General features: G+C 28.7%; 20 protein-coding genes. 12 read left to right on the forward strand and 8 right to left on the reverse strand.

What is annotated here, in order from left to right:
* Positions 1-39: 39 nt before the first annotated feature.
* Complete coding sequence (locus EYW44_RS15195; RefSeq protein ID WP_132724578.1) at positions 40-1,098, reverse strand: hypothetical protein; 1,059 nt, start codon at positions 1,096-1,098, stop codon at positions 40-42.
* A 584-nt stretch (positions 1,099-1,682) separates the two neighbouring features.
* Here EYW44_RS15195 and EYW44_RS15200 point away from each other — a divergent pair.
* The 12 genes from EYW44_RS15200 (at position 1,683) to EYW44_RS15255 (ending at position 12,751) form a co-directional block, all read left to right on the forward strand.
* Positions 1,683-2,555, forward strand: coding sequence for a DMT family transporter (locus EYW44_RS15200; RefSeq protein WP_256369381.1), 873 nt, complete (start codon positions 1,683-1,685; stop codon positions 2,553-2,555).
* Positions 2,556-2,842: 287 nt separating this feature from the next.
* A complete protein-coding gene (locus EYW44_RS15205) occupies positions 2,843-3,301 on the forward strand; it encodes a hypothetical protein (protein WP_132724580.1) in 459 nt (152 codons plus the stop codon).
* 1 nt (position 3,302) lies between these two features.
* Positions 3,303-3,860 (forward strand): hypothetical protein, encoded by a 558-nt coding sequence (locus EYW44_RS15210; RefSeq protein ID WP_132724582.1) that lies wholly within the window; start codon positions 3,303-3,305, stop codon positions 3,858-3,860.
* Positions 3,861-3,870: 10 nt separating this feature from the next.
* Positions 3,871-4,824 carry a hypothetical protein gene (locus EYW44_RS15215; RefSeq protein WP_132724584.1) on the forward strand — a complete coding sequence of 318 codons (954 nt, stop codon included), beginning with the start codon at positions 3,871-3,873 and terminating at the stop codon, positions 4,822-4,824.
* A gap of 99 nt (positions 4,825-4,923) precedes the next feature.
* Complete coding sequence (locus EYW44_RS15220; RefSeq protein ID WP_132724586.1) at positions 4,924-5,334, forward strand: DUF3592 domain-containing protein; 411 nt, start codon at positions 4,924-4,926, stop codon at positions 5,332-5,334.
* Between the two features lie 12 nt (positions 5,335-5,346).
* Entirely contained in the window at positions 5,347-6,393 is a 1,047-nt protein-coding gene (locus EYW44_RS15225) for a hypothetical protein (RefSeq protein WP_132724588.1), read from the forward strand.
* 31 nt (positions 6,394-6,424) lie between these two features.
* Positions 6,425-7,654 carry a CapA family protein gene (locus EYW44_RS15230; RefSeq protein WP_132724590.1) on the forward strand — a complete coding sequence of 410 codons (1,230 nt, stop codon included), beginning with the start codon at positions 6,425-6,427 and terminating at the stop codon, positions 7,652-7,654.
* 82 nt (positions 7,655-7,736) lie between these two features.
* Entirely contained in the window at positions 7,737-8,564 is an 828-nt protein-coding gene (locus tag EYW44_RS15235; protein ID WP_132724592.1) for a hypothetical protein, read from the forward strand.
* A gap of 15 nt (positions 8,565-8,579) precedes the next feature.
* Positions 8,580-8,984: a hypothetical protein gene (locus tag EYW44_RS15240; protein ID WP_132724594.1), complete on the forward strand. Its 405-nt coding sequence runs from the start codon at positions 8,580-8,582 to the stop codon at positions 8,982-8,984.
* Positions 8,977-9,993, forward strand: a complete 1,017-nt coding sequence (locus tag EYW44_RS15245) for a hypothetical protein (RefSeq protein WP_132724596.1) — start codon at positions 8,977-8,979, stop codon at positions 9,991-9,993. The genes EYW44_RS15240 and EYW44_RS15245 overlap by 8 nt, the downstream gene beginning before the upstream one ends.
* Positions 9,993-12,311 (forward strand): hypothetical protein, encoded by a 2,319-nt coding sequence (locus EYW44_RS15250; protein WP_132724598.1) that lies wholly within the window; start codon positions 9,993-9,995, stop codon positions 12,309-12,311. The genes EYW44_RS15245 and EYW44_RS15250 overlap by 1 nt, the downstream gene beginning before the upstream one ends.
* Positions 12,312-12,328: 17 nt before the next feature.
* Complete coding sequence (locus EYW44_RS15255) at positions 12,329-12,751, forward strand: secondary thiamine-phosphate synthase enzyme YjbQ (RefSeq protein ID WP_132724600.1); 423 nt, start codon at positions 12,329-12,331, stop codon at positions 12,749-12,751.
* A 71-nt stretch (positions 12,752-12,822) separates the two neighbouring features.
* Here EYW44_RS15255 and EYW44_RS15260 read toward each other — a convergent pair whose 3' ends face one another.
* The 7 genes from EYW44_RS15260 to EYW44_RS15290 form a co-directional block, all read right to left on the reverse strand.
* Entirely contained in the window at positions 12,823-13,008 is a 186-nt protein-coding gene (locus EYW44_RS15260; protein WP_132724602.1) for a hypothetical protein, read from the reverse strand.
* Between the two features lie 70 nt (positions 13,009-13,078).
* Positions 13,079-13,540 carry a hypothetical protein gene (locus tag EYW44_RS15265; protein WP_132724604.1) on the reverse strand — a complete coding sequence of 154 codons (462 nt, stop codon included), beginning with the start codon at positions 13,538-13,540 and terminating at the stop codon, positions 13,079-13,081.
* 44 nt (positions 13,541-13,584) lie between these two features.
* Positions 13,585-14,091 (reverse strand): endonuclease V, encoded by a 507-nt coding sequence (locus tag EYW44_RS15270; protein WP_132724606.1) that lies wholly within the window; start codon positions 14,089-14,091, stop codon positions 13,585-13,587.
* 16 nt (positions 14,092-14,107) lie between these two features.
* Complete coding sequence (locus EYW44_RS15275; RefSeq protein WP_132724608.1) at positions 14,108-14,854, reverse strand: GIY-YIG nuclease family protein; 747 nt, start codon at positions 14,852-14,854, stop codon at positions 14,108-14,110.
* Positions 14,855-15,027: 173 nt separating this feature from the next.
* The gene (locus EYW44_RS15280; protein ID WP_132724610.1) at positions 15,028-19,878 is read right to left on the reverse strand and encodes a DNA repair ATPase; all 4,851 of its coding nucleotides are present in this window, start codon (positions 19,876-19,878) and stop codon (positions 15,028-15,030) included.
* Positions 19,879-19,894: 16 nt separating this feature from the next.
* Positions 19,895-20,335: a biotin/lipoyl-containing protein gene (locus tag EYW44_RS15285; protein WP_165872246.1), complete on the reverse strand. Its 441-nt coding sequence runs from the start codon at positions 20,333-20,335 to the stop codon at positions 19,895-19,897.
* A 133-nt stretch (positions 20,336-20,468) separates the two neighbouring features.
* Positions 20,469-22,538, reverse strand: coding sequence for an SPFH domain-containing protein (locus EYW44_RS15290; protein WP_132724614.1), 2,070 nt, complete (start codon positions 22,536-22,538; stop codon positions 20,469-20,471).
* Positions 22,539-22,568: the final 30 nt, after the last annotated feature.

A 22,568-nucleotide genomic window follows, 5' to 3' on the forward strand; every position in this document is an offset into this window, starting at 1 on the left:
AAACAGTCAATTTTAATTAATTTGAATCTGTAAAACTTTTCAATATTTTAATTTTAGAACAGGATCCGATTCCAATATTCCACTAATTGGCATCTGACTTAGTATATCTAAATCTGGATTCCAAAATTCAGGATGCATTAAGTCAGCAATATCTAAATTTTCACCAGAACATGGAGAACAAGATACAGGATTACAACACGATATCGTCCAACAGCCATTGCACCCTGAGCCAGATCCAGCTTGTGTCATTGCTAGACATAAATCCGTACAATTTTTTGTAAAAGGGCTATTGTCAACAATTAATCCTGGACTAGCCTCAAAGAATTCTTGAGCTATAGATTCCTTTGTAAAAATCAATGAAATAACATCTGCATTTTTACCTTCCACTTTTATAGGATGACTAAAAACAATTATACTGTTCTTTTCTATGTCTTTCGCTAAATATTCTTTAGCCTTTGTACTTATGTCTAATTTACCTAAATCAAAGTTTTCAAAAAACCAAGAGCTAGGTTTTCGAATAGGAAAACTGCTATAACCATCTTTAAAAAATGTAAATTGAGGTTCTATTAACTGACTATATTTGTAATGAACATCAATAAGTTCCAGGATGTTTAAATCGTGTTTAGGAATAAATAAATCAGTAGTAACACAGTTATCTCCGATACAAATATTATCAGCAAGAGGTTTGCAAGTTGCTGGAGGAGAGCATTCATATCCAGCATAATCATCAGCAAGCTCATCGAAATCAAAGCCAAATCCTGCGGCTAATTTTTGATTAATAAGTTGTACCTTTTCAGGATAATATTTGTTTAGTTTAGCATAATTATATGTCATTAAACCTAATTTATTAAAGCGAGTTTTATACATATAATCAATTAATAATTCTTCTTTTTGAAATACTTCTGATAACAATTCATCCTTTTTAATATAGGCAAGAAGATCACTATGATTTCTAACAATTTTCGCATCTTTTTTTTCAAAAAGTCCTATTAGTTCTTGTGGGGTTGAGGCAACATTTTTAGTATTAATAGTTTCATTTTTTGTACAACTCCATAAAATAATTAGTAAAGTGATAGATGTAATAATTTTTTTTAGCATGATTAGATTTTTTTTGGTGTTAATGTATATCGCTAAATTATTTATGGACATTATTTTATTTGCTAGTTGTTTGCCCCATATTTTTTAGGAAATTTCCCTCTCCTTAATAGGGTAAAATCCTTTGTTAATCATAAGTAAAGGAAACTACGTTTTGCAAAAAAAAGATTATAACCTTACACAAATAAGAAGGTGTTGATTCTAAGTTTCCTATTGAAGTAAAAGAAGATTATGAAGTGATATATTTTATTCTCTAGTTGATGAAGTAGGGAATTTTTTGGGTTTAATAGAAGATGATAATAATTGCATGCAATTTATAAATGAAGATAAAGGTTGATTACTAGGTGTTTGTAAATCAATAGATTTTCAAAATTTACAAACATATTTTAGTGATAAAGATTGTTTGTCTTTAATAATAGATATTTTTAGAAGAAAGACGATTGTAATCACATGAATATTTTAAAGAGTTAAAGTAAATAACATCTACTCTTTTTGATAAATTTCTAATCGATCTTAGAAATTTAAAACTTGTGAGGTAGTTTTTGTTTGTCCTTATAAGTAAATGATTTCATATACTTAATAAGTATATTTACAAATTCAAAAAAAACAATTCAACGATTTTGAAAAAAGCGATTTATTACATGTTGTTAAGTGCGTTAAGTTTCACTTTTTTAAACGTATTTATAAAGTATTTATCCGATTTTTCAACGTATCAAAAAGTATTTTTTAGAGGATTGGGATCTTTGTTTTTTACTATGTGCTATCTTATGTATCACAAAATTCCAATGTTAGGAAACAAGAAAAAATTACTAATTACACGAGGAGTATTAGGAGTAACTTCTATGAGCCTGTTTTTTGCGGCTACAAATCATTTAACTATTGGAACTGCAGTTTCTTTACGCTATACAGCTCCAATTTTTGCAGCTATTTTAGCTGTTGTGTTTTTAAAGGAGAAGATTTATAAATTACAATGGGTATTTTTTTTAGTAGCCATGTTAGGTGTGTTTTTAATAAAAGGATTTGCAGCAGAAATAAATACAATAGGTTTAATTTTAGTAATGTCTTCAGCTTTTTTTAGTGGTTTGGTGTATGTAATCATAACCAAAATTGGCACAAATGATCATCCAGTAGTTATTATCAATTATTTCATGTGGATATCGGTTTTGATAGGTGGAGTTTTGTCTATTAACAACTGGAAAGTACCCCAAGGAAACGAATGGACCCTATTATTTAGCTTAGGAATTTTCGGTTATTTTGGTCAGTTGTTTATGACAAAAGCCTATCAATTAGGCACTGTAAATAAAATTGTTCCTTTAAAATATGTGGAAGTAATTTTTACAATGATTTTAGGAGTATTGTGGTTTGGAGATGTGTATCCTGTATTGAGTTTGCTTGGAGTTTTAATGGTGATTGTAGCATTGGTATTAAATGTTTTTTACAAAAAGAAAGCAAAAATATAATCGTATTCTAAAACGAAAATAGATTGTAATACTATAAAAATAGATTGATAAGTAAGTGAATGATACAATCTTTTTAGTTTTGAATCATTATTAGATCTAATATTTTAATATTAATCAAGTTTACTTATGAAGTTGAAGCAATTTAAATTCTTCAGTAAAAACAATAAAAGATGAGTTTTTTCAAAAATATTACCGTGTTTCATTGTATAACTTTGTTTTTTAGTGTTTTCATTTTTTATGCTTTGTTTAATGTGTACTTCAAAGTACAAGAACATAAAAAGTATGATATGGAAAGAATTCTGTCGGATATCAAAAAGAAATATCCAAAATCAGAATTAACATTTCAAAATATCATAATAGAAGCAAACCATCCTAAGAAAACATATTCAGAAAATGGAGCTTTAGAATATTATTATGAGAAGAAATATGTATACATAAAGGATAATCAACTTCAGAAAGAAGCGAACTATATTTGGATGTTATTTGCATTTCCTCCATTATTATTTTTAACCATTTTTCATCAAAATCCAAGAACATTAAAAGTTAAAGATTTGCACCAGGTAAGTTTGCATACTTGGTCGTGGATTATTGGAAGCATTTTTATAACAATGATTATGTTTATATCTCCATTATCAGAAAACAGATATGTAAGTCCATACAGAGATGTTAACGAATTTAATAGAGAGACTACAATTTTATTAGGTGAATTAAATTTAGACAACTATAAAATACAAACAAATGATTGAGATGTATAGATACATACAAGCTGAAGAAGTTTGTGATGAGTATATTTTAATAAATCACACTCATAATAGATTGATTTCTTTTGATTGGATTTTGTTTTTCTCAGTAGGAATACTTTTAATTATTCAAATTTTAAGTTATAACCATCAAGATCTTGGAGAGTTTATTTTTACCTTTTCTTTATTAGCTTTTACCGTTGGATTGAATTTTTTTAGAGAGAAAATCTGTCATAAAACGATAAAATTCAATAGAACAAAAGGAACGGTAACATTTAAAAGAACTTTACTTGCCATAAATGAAACCTATGCTTTTTCTAACATTGAAATTAATTTAAAAAATGTAGATTTTGTAGATGAAGATGGTTACAGATTCAAACATAAATCATATTTCTTAAAGTTAAAATATGGAGAAGGTAAATATCTTATTTGCAAAAGTGGTCCCGATATGTCATTTGATAACTTCATAAAAAAGTACATGAATTCAGACGAAAGAACCCTCTCTAATTTACTCCATTATAAAAGAGAAGATGATGAAGAGCTAAAGAAGGTTTTTCATATGTAAAAAGATAATTATGATTAAATTAAAAAGTACATATATAATAATTAGTAGCTTGTTTTTAATAGCCTGTCAATCTAGGAACGAAAAAGAGAAAAATACTGAAGCAATTAAAGTTGAATATGTAAAGAAGAAACTTCAACCTACGTCAGATGATATCGTTTATTCTGGTGATCTGGTATTTGAAAAACAGATACAAATAGATAATTTCTTAAAAAATGAGAAAAAATATAGTTTTATTGATGGTTCTTTAACCATTGTTCAGTCTGATAACGTAACAAATTTAGATGGATTGATAAATATCAAAAAGATCAATGGTGATTTTATGATTTCAGTAGTTCCGAAATTAGAAAATATTGAAGGGTTAAAAAATATAGAGATAATTAATGGTGAGTTTACCATTTCTGGGACGAAAGTTTTAAATAAGATAAAAGTATTCAGTAACTTGAGAGAGATTGGAGGGACTATTGTATTTGGAAATAATTATGGACTAAAGGAGATTAGTTCTTTTGACCAATTGAAAGAAGCAAAAGAGCTATACATTTCAGGTTGTTCTGATTTAGAAGTGCTAGATGGTTTTAATAATTTAGAAAAGGTTGATAAACTTTCAATTTTCAGTACTCGAAATTTAAAGGAGATAGTAAATTTTAAAAAACTAAACTTAGTCCGTAATACTATTTCTATAGAGCATAATCAATCATTAGAAAAAATAGCTTTTGAAAGTTTACAGTCAGTTAACGAGTATGTTGCAATTCATGAAAACTTAGTGTTTAATGGAGGTATTAGTTTTAGTAGTTTAAATCACATGCAAAAATTATTTGTTTGGAATAACAAATCGTTAGTTAATTATTGCAATTTTTCTAGTGATGTACTAGCTAATAAAATTGTAGAGATAGATTGTAGTGGGAATAAATTTAATGCTACAAAACAAGATTTATTAGATGGAAATTGTAATAATGAACAAAAATAGTGATCGAAAATTAACTCATCTACAGCAAAAATGAATCACACCTAAAAAGAAAAAGAGAAACAGCATATTTTAGTACTGCAATAAAGAGTTTTATTCAGCATGAGAACAATAGAGTATTTGTATTTAGGAATGCTAATTTTAGCATTAGTTTTAATTTATTATGCCGTTAAAAATTATTATTTCACTCAAGATTTAATGAGTGATGGGTATAAAACTAGAGCAAAAGTGATTCATTTAATTGAAGTTCCTGGGGATGATGGTTATACCTATAAACCAGTTTTTGAATATACAGACAAAAGAAATACTATTAACACCTATGAAAGTGAAGTAAGTTCTAGTCCGCCTTCGTATAACATCGGAGATACGGTTGAAATTGTTTATTCTGAAGATAATGAAGAAAGAAAAGTGATTTCATTTTGGGGGTTGTACAGATGGACAGTTATTTTGTTGTGTATTGCTTCACCGTTGCTAATAATAGGCGGAGGTTATTTCTTATATGCTAAAATGTAAGTGAAATTCATTATGAAAAAGTATATGTTACTATCCATAGTTTTGGGAGTTTTTTTACTTGTGTATTCTAACTCTCCGTTTTCTTACAGGCAATTAGTTCCCTTTTTTAAAAAGTTACCTAAAGAATTTAAAAATTATAAATATGCAAGAGAAGGAATTGATACAGAAAATCTTGTAGTTGAAAAACTTATCAAAGAAGGAACTTATGAAGAAATATCATTGGAATATTACAACAAGAAAGATTCCACGGTTGTTATAAAAACTCAAAATTATTCAGGACAAAGCACAAATAATCCAGATGTATATACGAATACTTATTACAAGTTAAATTCCAGAGGAGCTATAATAGATTCATTAGAATTGAAGGAAGATGCGATTGCTCGCTTGTACAATGGATATTTAGTAAACGACGACTCTTATTATACATGGATTTTAGATGGAAATAAAGTCCCTAAAAAATGTGAAATTATCAATAGAGAAAATGTATTTACGAAAAGAGAAGTAACACAAAAATTTAAGGAGTTGTACGCAAAAGCAACAGTTATGGTAAATAATCATAATGTTTTTTACGAGAACAATTCGCAATATGTATCGATCTTTTTTACAGATACAAATTGTTACATGCTTTTTGGTGATGATGATTTAATTTATACTGAAAGCAAAGAATATCCTGATAAGTACCAAAATGAGATTGAATTACATAATGTAATAGAGGAAAAAAATGTATGGAATAATACTAACGATTATATAAAATTATTGCATTACCAAAAAGAAGGATATCAAAAATCATATAGTTCTTTTTTTAGTTTGAATTTAAATGGAATTCGATCTGTAAATAAATGGGAGGGTACAGGGTATATGCAATTAAATTTTAGAGGTTTTACAATTCCTTTTAAAATGAATTTAAATTACGAATTAGAAAATGTAGATACATACAAAGTGCCTTTTAGAGGGGAACTTGAATTTTTTACCAATGAAGAGTTAAGTTACGGATTGCTCAGGTATTATGGAAATGGAAGAATTTGTATAGTGAAACAGAAACAGCATAAAAATAATTGATACATTAGCTATACGATTAAAATACTCTAAAATGAAGATAAGAAAGTACCTATTTTTTATAGCAACAATCACTTTTGTATTACAGTATGCTTGTGTCTCAAACAAAGAAATACAACAAAAAACTACACCTCAAAAAGAGGTAACAACTAAACCCGCAAAAGAAGAGGTTGTTGAAACACCTATAAAAAAAGTGTTTAAAAAGAAAGTTGTCCCTAAAAAAGATGATGAGATAAGTTTACTTTTTATAGGAGATTTTATGGGACATATGGATCAAATAAAAGCGGCTTACAACAAGAAAACTAAAAAGTATGAGTACGATGAATGTTTTTCTAAAATAAAACCAATTTTAAGTGATGCAGATGTTACATTAGGTAATTTAGAAGTTACTTTAGGAGTAAAACCATATTCAGGATATCCACAATTTAGTTCGCCACCATCATATGCATCTGCTATTAAAAATGCAGGAGTAGATATCTTAACTACTTCAAATAATCATTCGTGTGATAAGCGTAAAAAAGGAGTGGAGCGAACTATTAAAATTTTAGACTCGTTAAACATTGGTCACACAGGAACGTTTATAAATCAAGTAGAAAAAACTAAAAATCCTGCGTACGTTATTGAAAAAAATAACTTTAAAATCGCAGTGATTAGTTATACTTACGGTACGAATGGATTAAAACCAACGCCACCAAATATTGTAAATTATTTAGATAAAGCAACCATAAAAAAAGATGTGGATTATGTAAATAGTAAGATTAATCCTGATCAAATTATTGCTTTTGTACATTGGGGAGATCAATACAAAGACTTACCAAACAAATCACAAAAAGATATGTTTGCCTATTTTAAATCGTTAGGTGTAAATATTGTAATAGGTGCACATCCACATGTGTTACAACCAATGAAATGGAATAAACCTACAGCTGAAAATCCGAAGGAAGATTTTGTTGTGTATTCATTAGGGAATTTTGTTTCACATCAACGTACATTTCCAAGAGATGGAGGAGCAGTTTTAAAACTATCATTACGAAAAGATAAAGATCAAAAAGTTCATATTAAAAAAGCAGATTATTTTTTAACCTGGGTCTACGAGCCTATTGTAAATGGGAATAAAGAATACTATGTGTTACCTGCAGATGAATATTCAAAAAAGCCAGAATCTTTTACCAAAAAGAAAGATTACGATAAAATGATGCGTTTTATAAAACATGCAAGAACTTTATTAGGAAAGCATAATGTAAATATTAACGAATACAAATAGAAAAAGAACTGTTTTAGTTTTTGCTGATACTGCTACTTTTTTTATTAAAGAATTTTGAAATAACATTTAAAAATAACTAGAAATGAAAAAAGTAGTAGTAATAATTATGGTTGTAATGTTTTTGTCATGTGAAAAAGGCATTCATAAAACATATACAAAGACATCTAAGGCAAAAGATTTTACAGAAATGTCATCACAAATTTCTGATGAAGATAAAAACCTTCTAGAAAAATACATTGAAGATAAAGAAAGTAAAAATGAAGTTTTAGAAGGTACTATTTATGCTCAGTTATTGAAAGAAGCCAAAGATAAAGAAGCAAAGATACAAGAGGAATTAGTACTGATAAAAGAAAGAGAAGAAAGACAAAAACGAGAAAAAGAGAAAGCAGAAAAGAAAAAATTAGAATCTGAAGCTATTGCAGCCATACTTTGTAATAAAAAATGGAAAATAAAAGAGTATGCTCTTCAGTTGGAAATACAAGAAAATAGTACTGAAAATATTGAGCTGGCTCAAAAAGTCTTAGATAGAGCGATGTTTATTAAAGACTCTAAGTTAGCTTACTCGATAGTATATGATGATAATAAAACGTATGTAAGAGGAAAGGTAGATGAAAGAGTTACAAAATTTTTTAATGGAAACAACAAGAACTGGAAGCAGTATTATGAAGATGGAACCTATGTAGAAAAATCAGGAAATATTGAAGAAAAAGGTACATGGGAAGTAGTGAATAGTGAAATGATTAAAGAGTTAAGACCAGCAGAAAGTAATATAAGAATACGAAGAAAAAAATACACTTACGTTAAAATTAAGGAGTTGAATAATAATGTTTTTCAGTTTTTTGAAGGAGAAACAGCAATGTATAATTCAGAAGTTGATTTTAATACAGTAGTTTTAATGACAGCTAAATAGTATATAATCCCAACAATGAAAAAAGAAAACTTAGAAACACATCAGTTTTTACCAAGTGGAGAATGGGAAGGCTTTTATCGTTACAGTAATTCTCAAGGAAAACACGAAATGTCTATAGAATTGAGTTTCAAAAAAGGAAAGGTGTTTGGATCGGGAACAGATGATATTAACTATTTTTCTTGGAAAGGAAATTATAGTTTAGAAACATTTAAAATCTCAATGATAAAAACATATCCGAGTCATACGGTAAACTATCAAGGAGATATTGATGAAAATGGTATTTGGGGAATATGGACTATCCATGAAAATTGTAGAGGAGGTTTTCATATTTGGCCTAAAAAGCAACAATCGAATAAAAATTCTGAAGCGTTAAAAGAAGAAATAACGAAATCAAAAAAGCTGAAGAAAATCAATGGGTAGTTTTAAAAATTATAGTTTACTCGTTTTTGTGCTGTTTTTTATTTCGTGCAATACCAATAACAGTCATAATACCAAATTTCAATTTTATCATTGGAAAGCAAATGCTACCTTGTCTAACAAAGAAAAAGAAGCATTAAATACTGTAGATAATACAAAGATTTTTATACATTATTTTGATGTAGTTGTCTCTGATGATATAGCGCGTCCTGTTGCCGTTCTTCAAAATATGGATACTGTTTTTCAAAATAAAAAAGTAGTTCCGGTAGTATTTATTAGAAATTCAGTTTTTAAAAATGATAATGTGTCTGTAGATCAACTAGTAGTAAAAATTAAAAAGCTAGTACAGCAAATTCATCATAAATATTTAGGAGAAAACACTGATGAAATTCAAATAGATTGTGATTGGTCAGGAAGTACTAAAGAAAAATATTTTCAGTTTTTAGAAGTCTTAGAGCAGCAAGTAAAAACAAGTGTTACTATTCGATTGCATCAAATAAAATATAAAGATAAAACAGGTGTGCCGCCAGTTAATTATGGAGTGTTAATGTTATATAATGTTGGTGATTTAAGTGATTTTAAACAAAATTCTATTTTAAAAAACACTACAGTTAAACAGTATGTAAACAATAGTACGAATTACCCTCTAAGTTTAGATGTTGCACTGCCAATGTTTTCTCAAGTAGTAGTAAAAAATAATGAAGGTCGTTTAAGATTGATCAATCGTGCGGTTACCAGCGATTTTGATAAAGATACTGTACATTTTGATAAAATATCAACAAACCTTTATAAAGTAAAAGAGAAGCTTTTATATAGAGGTCAGTATTTATATAAAGACTTTTTACTGAAAATAGAGAAAAGCGAGCTAGAGGAAACATTAAAAAGTTACCAAGTTATTACGAAAAGTAAGTTAGAAATTAAAAACATAATTCTATATCATTTAGATGAAGAAGAATTAGGAATACATAATTATCAAGAATTAATAAGTAGACTTCAACAAGAAAAGGAATAATGAAAAAATATATAGTATTTATAAGTGTTTTACTGAGTTTTGTAACTCAAAAGATGTATGCAAACGATGAAATTTACTTTTGCGGAGGTTGGTCTTACGATCCTGATTATTATTACTATAATTTATTTAATCAAGAAAATATTTCTCAAAAAGCATTTTATCCTTTTTTAAGAACTGAAGAAAGTAATTTTTATGGTAATGTTAAGTTACATGAAAGTGAAAATATACGATTATGGTACGACTTTTTTAATGGAGAAAATTCAATAGAAGTTTTAACAAAAGTAATCTATCAAAAAGATGAAATAGTTGATGTTTTAAAAGGAGATAAAAGAGTAGCGGGAATCAAGTATTTAAAGTTTGCAAAGTCTGTTGAAGAGGTAGCGGTAAATGATTCTAAAAACTATTGGGACTATGATGAACTAATGAAAGTTAGAAAAACAACAGCTCCTAAACTTATTAGTAAAGGCTTAAAGCTATTTTCAGAAGAGAAAAATAAAGAATTGAAACTTCGTTACGGATATCAATTAATTCGTTTATTCCGTTACAGTCATCAATTTACGCAAGCATTAGAGTTTTTTAATAATGAAATTCTACCAATGCAGTTAAAAAACGAAATTTTTTACTACATATTAGATCAAGTAGGAGGTTGTTATTACAAAACAAAACAATATGAAAAAGCTGCATATGTATTTTTAACAGTGTTTGATAAAAGTATCGATAAGAAACAGTCTGCTTTTGTAAGTTATAAGTTTTGTACTTTCAAGAAAGCAGAAGGGAAGTCGTTACTAAAGACAAGAGAAGAAAAAGCAAATCAAATATTTATTACGGCTTTGCGTAGTTTTTCTGATACCATGGGCGATTTAGAAAGAATTTTGGAACTTGGTATTGCTGAAGATAAACAAGAATTATTGGCTATTCGCATTATCAATAATTTTGAACGATCGATTTTAAATATTGATTTTGATAAAAATATATTTCAGAAGAGAGAAGGAGTAAATAATAAGCTTGCGCAGTTACAAAAGTTTATAACTAAAAAAACACAAGGAAATAACAATGTAGAATTCTGGAAGTTGACAGATGCATATGTTTCTTTTTTAAAGGAGAATATCTCAGAAGCAAAAGAAAAATTAAAGAGTATAAATACCAAAAAGTTCCGTCAACAAAAGGAAGATTTAGCATTGCTATTTGAAGTGTTTTCATGGGATAAAATAACATCAGATAGAGAGATTTGGTTAGCAAACTTATTATCAAAAAGTACCAAAGGACTTACTGTAGTTGGACAATGTTATTATACTAAAGATACTCAACAGAGAATAAGTTGTAGTTTAAAAAATATTATAGTAGAACAACTAAGTCATTTGTATTTAAAAGAAGGAAAAATAGCGCAATCTTACTTACTACATAATTATCTAAAGAATGTTAAAGAAATATCTTCTCATAAGCTGGTTGATGATATAGCTCGTTTTGTAAATAAAGAAAATAAAAACTCTTTCGAAAAACTATTATTGAAAGATTTAACAGATAACTTTAGTTTAAAAACAATTAAAGAGATCGTGTCTAATGCCAAGGGAACAATGTATTTTAGAAGTGGTGACATTGATAATGCATTGCAATATTTAAATCCTTCAGAAAAGAAAGATATAGATCCGAAAGTTTTTAGTAATAATATCGTAGAGTGCTTTGAGTGTCATTCAAATTATGTAATGGAAGATGAGGTGTATAAAGCAGATGTGTTTTCATTTTTAAATAGTAAAATGAATAAATACGATCTTTTTTCTAACTTAAAAAAGCTAGAGGAAATGACAAATGATCAAACTATAAAACAATGGAAACGTAAATTGGCGAATTATTTATTAGGAAATTACTTTTTCAATGTATCCAATACAGGATATTATAGAACTATTGTATATCCTGGACAAAAGTATTGGTATCGTTACTATTTTGGAAGTACCCGACCAGATATTTCAGAAGTAATTGATGAAAAAAAGACCTATAGTTTTCCTACTGGAGGTTACGCAAATTTATATAACGGATTGGCAGATAAAGCAAAGGAGTATTATAAAAAAACAATAGCAATGTCTACAGATAATGAGTTAAATGCACGTTGTTCTTATATGATTGCTAAATGTGAATTAAACGATTATTATAACAATCAATCAACAACTTCTAGATGGAGTTGGGATGGGTATGAAGGAGACGAGTATAAAAAGCATAGCACAGAAGGATTTGAAGCCTTAAAAAGAAAGTATAGGAATACTAAGTTTTTTCAAAGAATACGAAGTAAGTGTAGTTTTTTTAGATCTTATGATGCGAATTAATTCTTGAAATGTAAGAAATGAAGTTTTATCAAAAAGAAATAGCATTACCAGTTTTCAGTAGAGGATATCATTTAATTACAGATATTATTACAGAGGCTATTCCTGAGTTGCAAGAAGTAAAAATAGGACAGTTACAAGTGTTTATTAAGCATACATCAGCAAGTTTAACAATTAATGAAAATGCTGACCCGACGGTTCGTATGGATTTTGAGTCTCATATTAATAAAATGATTCCTGAAAACATGGCGTATTATAAACATGATTATGAAGGAGCAGATGATATGCCAGCGCATATTAAAAGTTCTATGTTGGGTTGTCAAGTACAAATACCTGTAACCAACGGACGTTTAAATTTAGGAACTTGGCAAGGTGTGTATTTAGGTGAACATAGAAATTATGGAGGAAGCAGAAAATTGGTATTGACACTTTTTGGTAATTAATAAATAAAATATTTTTTGTGATGAGAAAAGTCTCTGTATAATTATTTGTACAGAGACTTTTTCAAATGAATTTAATTCCAATTACCATCATCATCGCATAAGTTAGCGCAGTCGTCTAAAAGAAAACCATTACCATCTCTTAAAGCGGTTTGTGTACACAGGTTTTCATAGTGTTGACAATTTCTAGTACTACCATTTAATCTTTTTAAATCAGTATTACTAATTTTAAATTCTTGGAATCTTTTTAAGGAGTTCATTTTAATTAAGTTTTTGGTTAATAACACTTTAAATTTAATAAAAATGATTAAGTAGCTGTTTTTTAAGGTGTTAAATAAAAACTAAAAAAATAAAATCAGCAATTAAAAATAGTTGACAAATGTATTTAACAGTATGGTTTCTGTCTTTAAAAAAATAAAGAGCAATTAATGAAATAATAGGAATGATAAGTCCTGTTAAAAATCTAAGAGAATACGTTTCTTTATAATTCAATTCTGTCAACTTGTAATTATTGACTTCATTAAAAAGTTTAGACGTTTTGTAAATAATTTGATCGCTTTTTTTTGCTTTTAAAGCAAATTGCTTCGATACATGAAAGTTTCTGTTTTCAGTTGAAACTTTGTAAGTATTGTGGCTGTTTCTTGCAGCATTATAATATTGTTGCTTTTGTTGTGAAATACCAACGATTTCTTCATGATACGTTTTACCGGGAACTAGAAAATCAAAAAGTATAACTAAAGCAATAATAATTAAAAGCTTATCAAATAAATAAAGTAATAATTTTCTGTTCATATTGTAAAACTTATTAGAGCTTGTAATTACAAGCTCATTATTAATTAAATATTATCTCTACCAATAGCATCCACTCGTTTTAAAATATTTGGAATTCGATATTCGCCATTCATATTTTTAATTTTATCAGCGGCTACAGTCAAATCAACCCCTTTGGCAGTTATGTATAAAGGTTTTTTACTTTCGCCTCTTAAAACAGCTTTTTTAAGCGTTTCAATTTGAGAAAAGTTGTTTTTAGCAACTCCAATAATCGGAATGTTTTCTTCTAATGCTTCATGTAAATATCCACCCAAACCTAATTTACCAATGTCATCCAGTACAACAAAACCGTCAATGATGATCGCTTCACAATTAGTTAAGTCTATTTGTTTTAACAGACTTAAAATACAAGGTAATTCACGTTTGTAAAATTCACCAGAAACATATTCACTAATACCAGAAAGTGTTTCATCAAATATTAGAGACTCTTGTTCATCATTCCAGTTTTCAAATTGTAAAGCAATAGTTCTGGCTTTGTCTTCAAAATAATAAGTGTCAAATGCTAGTATCATCTTATTGTTAGTATTTTCATATATATGGATTCATTTCTTCGTTTAATATAGTTAAGTCTTCTATATTTAAATTAAACCATTCACCTCTTACTCTTTTGTTATTGAATAGTTTGTGTAACTTAGTTTCTATGTTTTTATCGCATTCCCAAATTTTTATTGTGAAAATATTAGGTTCTTCGGATTGTAGTGTTTTTTCTCTAAAAATAGGGTTTTTACTATAACCAATTTTAAAAAGATTGGTATCCTCATTAAGCATTAAGTACAAATAAGTTTTACCTTCTTTTATTTCTATTTTATTAACTTTTAAAAAATTTTTTAAAAAATCTCGTTTCTCTATTGATTTAATGACTTCTATTTTTTGCTTTCCAATTAAAAACCCTTTCTGATACTTTGAAGCTTCGTGACTTGTAATAGTAAAATAACCGTTTTGTTCTAATATGGTACGAAAATATTGTGAATAAGTATTGTAAATTCCTATTGGGTCATTTTTTTGAAATTCTTTTGATAGGTAAAACGAAAATAGAAGTAGTTCATCATAAAAATAACTTTTTCCAAAATCAATTTGTATTCCTCTTCCAGTCAGATCGTTTTCGCCATTAATGTAGTCAAAACGAACTGTTTTTAATTCGTCTTCACTAATTATGATATAACATTCTTTACAAAGTCCTCTAACTACATTTCCGACTTGAGCATTATCCCAATTTGATATCTTGATGATTTCGTCTCTTTCTATATAATATATGTTTTCTGGGTATTTTGACATATTTTGCTTTTTAAAATATAGATCAATACTTTGTATTGTAGTTTATCAATATTTAAAGATTTTTATTACTTATCGGTTATGAAAGTTAGAACAAAATATTTTCTAATAAAAGAATTACGAGTTAGAAAAAATCCTAATTCGTAATTCATAATTTCAAATTTGTAATTAAAAGTCTATTTTTCCAGTCCCTTTTGTAAAGCATTTTTAATGCCTTCTAAGTTTTCAGAAAAAGCCATCATTTGACTTAATATTTGAGCCATTTCATTCTTATCACCAAAACCTTTTAGTTTATTGTTTTTTACAAAAGTATTTTTAATCATATTCCATCTATCTACTTCTTCATCTGATAAATTATTGATTAACTCTTTGTATTTTAAAAGATTTCCTTCTGCAGCAGAAGTTAATGTTTGTGATTCACTTTCGTAATGAGATAATAACAAACGATTCAATTCATCATCATTCATTATAGGAACAACTTTGGCAACCAGTTTATTCATATCACGATACGAACCTTGTAATTTAAACGAAGGTTCTGTACGATAGTCGTCTTCCATAGCAGCAGACTGAATATATGCCTGATTCACTTTTAAAATAGTATCTCTAACCGTAATTACCTTTTCTAAAACAGCTGTATAGTCTTGAATTTCTTGTTTGGTATGATTTCCTTTTAAATTAACATCCGCAGTATTATTTTCTACTTTATCAATCAACGTATATACATCTTCAAAATACTTACTGCTTAATTGATGTAAAACAGGATTTGATGTTAATGCATTTTCAATTAAACTCAACTTAAATAAATGAGCTGTATCTCCAATAATATCACCTAAATTATAAATATCTGCACGGTTCGCTAGCATATCAGGAATCTGGAAACGATCACCACTTTCAGTATATGGGTTTCCAGCCATAATTACACAGAATTTTTTTCCACGTAAATCATATGTTTTAGGTTTTCCGTTGTACACACCTTCAATTTTTCGAGTACCATCTGAAAGTGAAATGAATTTCTGTAAAAACTCAGGGTTACAGTGTTGTATATCATCTAAATATAGCATCACATTATCGCCCATTTCAAAAGCAAGATTTAATTTTTTTAATTCTTCTCTTGAAGCTGAATTGTTAGCCGCCATAGGATCTACAGAAGTAACCTCATGACCGATAGCTGGACCGTTAATTTTCATAAATACCAAACCTAAACGATTAGATAAATATTCCATTAAGGTTGTTTTACCATAACCAGGAGGAGAAATTAACAATAACATTCCCATTCTGTCGGTTCGTTTGTTATCTCCAACAGTACCCAATTGTTTAGCTAAGTTATCTCCAATCAAAGGAAAATAAACCTGATCTATTAATTTATTTCTAACAAAAGAAGACAACACACGAGGCTTGAATTCTTCTAGTTTTAAATTTTCTTTTAATTGTTCTGTAACTGCTTGTTTAGTTTCTTTATACTGATTAAAGTTAGGAACTTCAATAGTAATAAACTGTTCTAGTTCATTTATAAACTCATGGTAGTTGAATTCTAAGTTTCCATCTGTGATACTAGAGTGCGTTCCTTTAATATTTTTAATAGTTTCTATTGGGTGTACTGCTTTTATTTCTGAATTAGATTCGTGTTCAAATAATAGGGTACACACAATTTCATCTTCATAGTTTTTATAAACAGCTTCTTTGGTAGCCAAAAAAGAAGAAACCCATTGTTTTGTTAAATGAATTTTATCGGTATAATTTGTTACCTTTTCTATGCTAGCTTTAAATTTTCTTAAAGCACTTTGTTTTTTTAAAGCCTTTACAAATTCTTCCTTTAAACTAAAGGCATCCGTGCTAATTTGAAACGTATTATTTAATTGTAATTCTTCAAAGATATAATTGGCTATTTCAGTAGTTTCATTTTCACTGAATAATAAAGATTCAAATCCTTGCACTGATTTTGAGATGTTTTCAGTCACAAAATCAAAGCTGTTACTGTCAGGAAAAACATTTAATACTTCAGCAGAAGCTTTAATGTTTGTATTAAAACTTTCTTGAACTTCTTTTGTTAAAGAGTTCCAGAAATATTGTGCATAAGCACGAGTAGTAGGAGAGTAGGTAAGTAAACCTAGTTCGTGATGTTTATGAACCAATGTGTGTAAAATGGTGCTAGCATCTACATCATGTACACCTTTAATATATCCTTCAGAATACAAATTACTACTTTCCTTTTGAACCAATGCTAATAATTCCTTTTCAGATTTATTAATCAGGTCTTTTTCGCTGTACGATTTAAAAATTTTATAAGCTAAATAAGATGATCGGTAAACGATTTCATTTTCTGAAACTAACTCTTGATTCCAGTATTTTTTAGATTGCAACAAGATGTCATTTTCAATTACTTCATAAAAATCAGTACCTGTTAAATGATAGTATAGTTGCTCATCTTTAAAAACAATGGTTAAATCTAACACCTGTTTGTTAACACCAAATTTATGTTTACCAAGTTTAATTACATTTTCACCATCTTCATATAAATCTTGTTTGTCTTTTAGTTTTCTTAAAGCATCTTCTTTGGCAACTTTTAATTGCGTTTCAATGGCTTCCGCTTTACCAGCATCATCTAATTCTTTTAATTGACTAATAATGTCTCTAACTTTATTAATCATTAAATCAGCCGCAAAATATCCATTGATATCTTCAATGGTATTAAAAGATTGTGCTTTTTTAGCAGCTCCTTTTAAAATACGTTCAGATGCTGTTTGTAACGCAACTGCTTTTTTGTTACGTTTTTCAATTAAGTTGTTTTTACGTGTATCAAAAGCACTGTGAATTTCTTCACGTTTTTCAATAATCTGACCAATAAACTCTTCAAAATCGGCAAATTTCCCCTCTAATTCTTCTAATTGAATAGAGGTTTTAGTTAAGAATTCATCACACTTTTCTGGTGTGGTTGCCATATCAATGTAGTTGATAATACTTTGATCAATCAACTTTAATTGCGCAATAAAATCAGCTTTAGCCTCTGTGCTACCTAAACTCTTAATTTTATTTTTTATTCCTGCTTTTTGCTGATTCAGCGTAGCAAAAATCAAAGAAATATTATCGATTATTTTAGTTGATTGAGAAGTGTCTTCAATTTCTAAGTTCGATACAATATCAATCAACATTTCTAAATCGGCGGTAATTTGATTTACTTCTTTTTCTAAAGCTTTCGCATCAATTACTTTTTTTATTTCAGGTAATTCCTTTTCCTTTTCAGTTACTCTAGCATGGTAAGGAGCTAATGCTTTATCGTTTAATAAAAATTGTACACAACGTTTAGAAATTAAGTTGTTTTGTTCTGCAACTTGTGCTTCTAAAGCATCTAAATGTGTTTTTTGAATGTAACGAACATCGTGTAAACTAATAACTTCTCCGCGTAAAGTACGTAGTTGACTTAATAAAGCAACAAAGTCGTCAATAGATTTAAAAGAAGTACTTTTTATTTTGCTAAAAAGTTCATCTGATTTTTTGTTGATTTCCTTTGTTTCCTTTTCTGCTTGTTTTTTTAATTGTACTACTTTCTCAAATTCATCAATGGCTGCATTTGCAGCTTCGTTTATTTGAGAAATAGGTAAATTAAGTTGATGTGTATCTTCTTCTGGTAACCAGTAATACGTATCATTTATATCTTTTGCTATTTTAGCAATATCATTGTAAAGTCCGGTATAATTATCTTCTTTATTTAAAAGATTAATTAACTCATGACACTCAGCCATGGCACGAACGATATCTTTGTTTCCAATTTTGTAAAGTAAGCTATCAGTATGTTGAGAAGGCATAAAGCTTCCTTTTAAATAAGGAGTTTGCCAAATTTGAACTACATGATGCTTTGTTTGTTCGTTTTCAGTACGGAAATAACATAACTCTCCGTTTTCTAATAAGGTAAAACCATTACAAATAATTGGTGTTTTTACTTCTTGTTCAATAATGTTGTACGACATTAAAATGTACAAGCCACGAATAGTAGCATAAAATACATATAAGAAGTCTTCACCATTAGGCGAGCTTATTTTTTTTTGAAATTTGACTTCTTTTACGTCACTTTCAAAAATTTTATACTCACCAGTTTGTAAATAGTATCCATTCGGAAAAATTAAACCATGATCATCAGGAAGTAAAACAGCAGTGTCTTTAATACTTTCAACACGTTGAACTTCTTGAAGTTTATGGTTGTAAATAAAATATCTTGGCGATTCTTGAAAAGGTTTTATTTCTAGAGTGATTAAGTTTCCTAAATCACCAAAACGAAACTGTCCATCATCTAAAGTTTGATCTACATGCTCAACAGGTTCATCTAAAATACCTTTTCCTTCATCGGTATTGTCTTCAATTTTTATGGTTAAATCACCTCCAATAGTTTCTACAAAAATTTTGTCAAGAATAGAAACATGCGAGTGTGTACCATAACGGTGCATATCACGAGTTACTTCTTGCCACTTAAATTCGTGTTGTGTAGGGAATTTATATTCATGTTCACTACGGTTATCAATATACTTTAAAGTATTATCGTTAATTAACCATTTAAAGGTTTTTATGTCTGTAGGAGTTTCACTTAACTGAAAAACCATGTGTAAGTAATTATCGATAATCGCAAATTTTGAAAAAATGGTATTTCGATAATATTTGTACAAGTTGGTAAAGTCGTCTAAGAAAGTAGCATCATTTAATAAATCTAAAGACTGAACTTGAAAGTGATTGTCTTTAAATTGGTAGATGCTAAACACATCAGATAATTTAATATCGGTACGTAAACCAAAGTGTACATTGTATCCAAAAATAGAAGTATTTCCTAAAGAAACAATATCTCTAGCAATACAATTGTTTTCGGTATTAATTCTATCATTCGCAATTAATTTGGTCTCTATACTTCCAAAAACATGTTTTCTGGCATCATTTAATTTATGTAATCGTTCTTGTAGCTCTTGCTTTTGTTTTTGCAATCTACCTTGAATAATTTCATAAGTTCCTCCGTCTAATTGTTGATTGTTTTGGTTTTCTTCCATGTTCAATTTTCTGTTGTTAGCTAAATGAATAAGTTGATTTTTTATTGCTTGAAAAGTTTTTTAACCATTTAAAAATAATTTTGATTAAATCTATTTTTCTATTAGAGAAAGTTTCAAAAGAATTTTCAATTGTATATAACGGTTGTTTAAGTTTTTCGTTTATTCTACTTTTTTCATAATCGTTAATAATTTGAGTGTAAGGTTCCCCTTTATTTCCAACGATACACAAAATGTCATTATAACGAACTTCTGTTTTATCGTTTTTTGATAAAATATAACCGTCGTAAAAAGATTCAAGCTCTAAGGTTGCTCTTTCTGTTTCAAGTTCACAAATAGCGTCTCCATTTTTAACAGCATCGTTGACTTTCTTAAGCCAAGTAATTTTGATTATTGGAACAGGTTTATCAGGTGAACCTAATTCAGTAGAGAAATCTGGAATTGTAATAAAATTAGCCATTTTATAGTCTATATGGAGTTGTGAATCCATTAGAGTAGATAAAAAAAGTTTTAGCCTTTGTACTCATAATGAAATTTTTGTTGAGTAAAAGAAGAGTCTAGACTCTTGTATCTAGACTCTTATTATCTCTATATTAAGATAACTTCTTATCAGACAATCCTAAACCTTTAGCAAGATTTGAAAGATTACCAAATAAAGTTTGCTCATCATTACTAGTAGCTTTTTGTTTTAAGTCTACTAATAAATTTGCAATTGTTAAGTTTTTAATATCTTCAGAAGAAATACCATACTTAGCAGCAAACTCTTTTATTTTACCTAATAAGTTTCCTTTAACATCATCACTACCTAAGATAGCGTCTTTAACATCTTGAATGTTATCACTGTGTTGAACTAACCTGTCAATACCTTTAGCTTTGGTAATTTGCCCCATAATTTGTTCAAAGAACATAGTTTCACCACCTACAATATCAATATTAGCAGCTCTCAATGCATCTCCAATTACTTGTGCTTGTGCATCAGCAATATCTTTTTGAACATTGATATGAGCTAAATCAACTTGTAATTCTTTCTCTAAACGTAGTTTAAACTCTTCATGCTCTTTACCAACACCATCTAATTTCTTCATTGCTTCCGCTTTTTCTTCAATACCAGCAGCATCAGCAATTGCTTTTTCTTTAATAATTAAAGCTTCTGCTAAACCTTCTTCTTTAATGGCTTCCGCTTTTGCTAAAATACCAGCAGCTTCCGCTTTAGCTTTTTTCTCAATAATATTAGCTTCTACTAATCCTTGACGTTCATTAGCATCTGCTTTTGCATGCATTACTTGAGCTTCAGACATACCAATAGTTGCTTCTTCTTTAGCAGTAGCTTCCGCTAATGTTTTACGAGCTTCCGCTTCTTTTTCACTTGCTTCTTTTTGAGCTTGAGCCTCAATGTTAATTTCTTCTGCTTTTTGTTTAGCAGCTTCCTTTTGAGCTTCCGCAGATTTTATTGTTTTAATTAAAGCTTCTTCAGCATCAGCTTCTGCAATAGTTATTTTAACTTGCTTTTCACGGTCAGCAGTTTTAAAAGCTTCAATATCTTTCATGTTTTCTTGCTCTTCAACCACACCTTTTTCTAACATTACTCTATCTCGAATAACATCTTGAATGTTTTTCTTTTCTACTTCTACTACTTTCTCTTTTTCTATTTGAGCAAGTGTTACAATTCTTTCACGTTCTGTAGCTTCTAACAAACGATCTTTTTCAACTCTTTCAGTTTCTACAGCATCCGTTCTTTGTTTGTTTTTAGCCGCAACAATTACTTGACGTTGTTTGTTTTCTTCAGCTACTTGTACTTTTTCTTCTGTAGCAATACGAGCTGTTTCAGATTTTAAACGCTCTTCTTCAGCTACTTTTAAAGTTTCAGCTTCTTCGCGAGCTTTAATATTGGCAATTTCACGTTTTTGTTGTTCTTCTTTTTCAGCTAATTGCTTATCTAATTCTAAAATAGCTTCACGTGCTTCAACATCTTGTTTACGTATTACTTTTTCTTCGTCTCTCTTAATTAAATTAGCTTTAACATTTTGAGCAGCAGTTAATTCTGTAATCTTTTTAATTCCTTCAGCATCTAAAATATTATCAGACTTTAAATAAGAAATAGGAGTTTGTTCTAAATAGTCAATAGCACAATCTTCTAAAGTGTATCCATTTAAATCGGTACCAATAATATCAACAATCTCATCTCTAAATTCACGTCTTGCTTCATAAAGTTCAGTAAACTGGAATTTTTTACCTACTGTTTTTAATGCTTCAGAAAATTTAGCTTCAAATAACTCTTCTAAGGTTCTAGGGTCAGAAGCTCTTTCACACCCAATTGTTTGTGCTACTTTTTTAATAAATTCTACTTCGTTGTTAACCCTAACGAAAAAGGCAACTTTAATATCTGCACGTAAATTATCTTTACATACCAATCCATCATTTCCCAAACGTTCAATCTGAATTTTCTTTACAGAAATATCCATGATTTCTACCCTGTGAAAAACAGGTACAACATACATACCTCTATCAGTAGCTACTTTAGTTCCTTTAAAACCAGTACGAACTAAGGCTTCTCCTTGAGGTACTTTTTTGTAGAACATTGCAATAATTGCAAAGTATATGATAACAATGAAAAGGATTAGTCCTAAAGACCAACTTAAAATTTGTATGATTAAATCTGTCATAGTAATTAATTAGTTTTAATGATTTTTGTT

It is taken from the genome of Tenacibaculum sp. M341, from assembly GCF_004337695.1.
GTDB lineage: Bacteria > Bacteroidota > Bacteroidia > Flavobacteriales > Flavobacteriaceae > Polaribacter.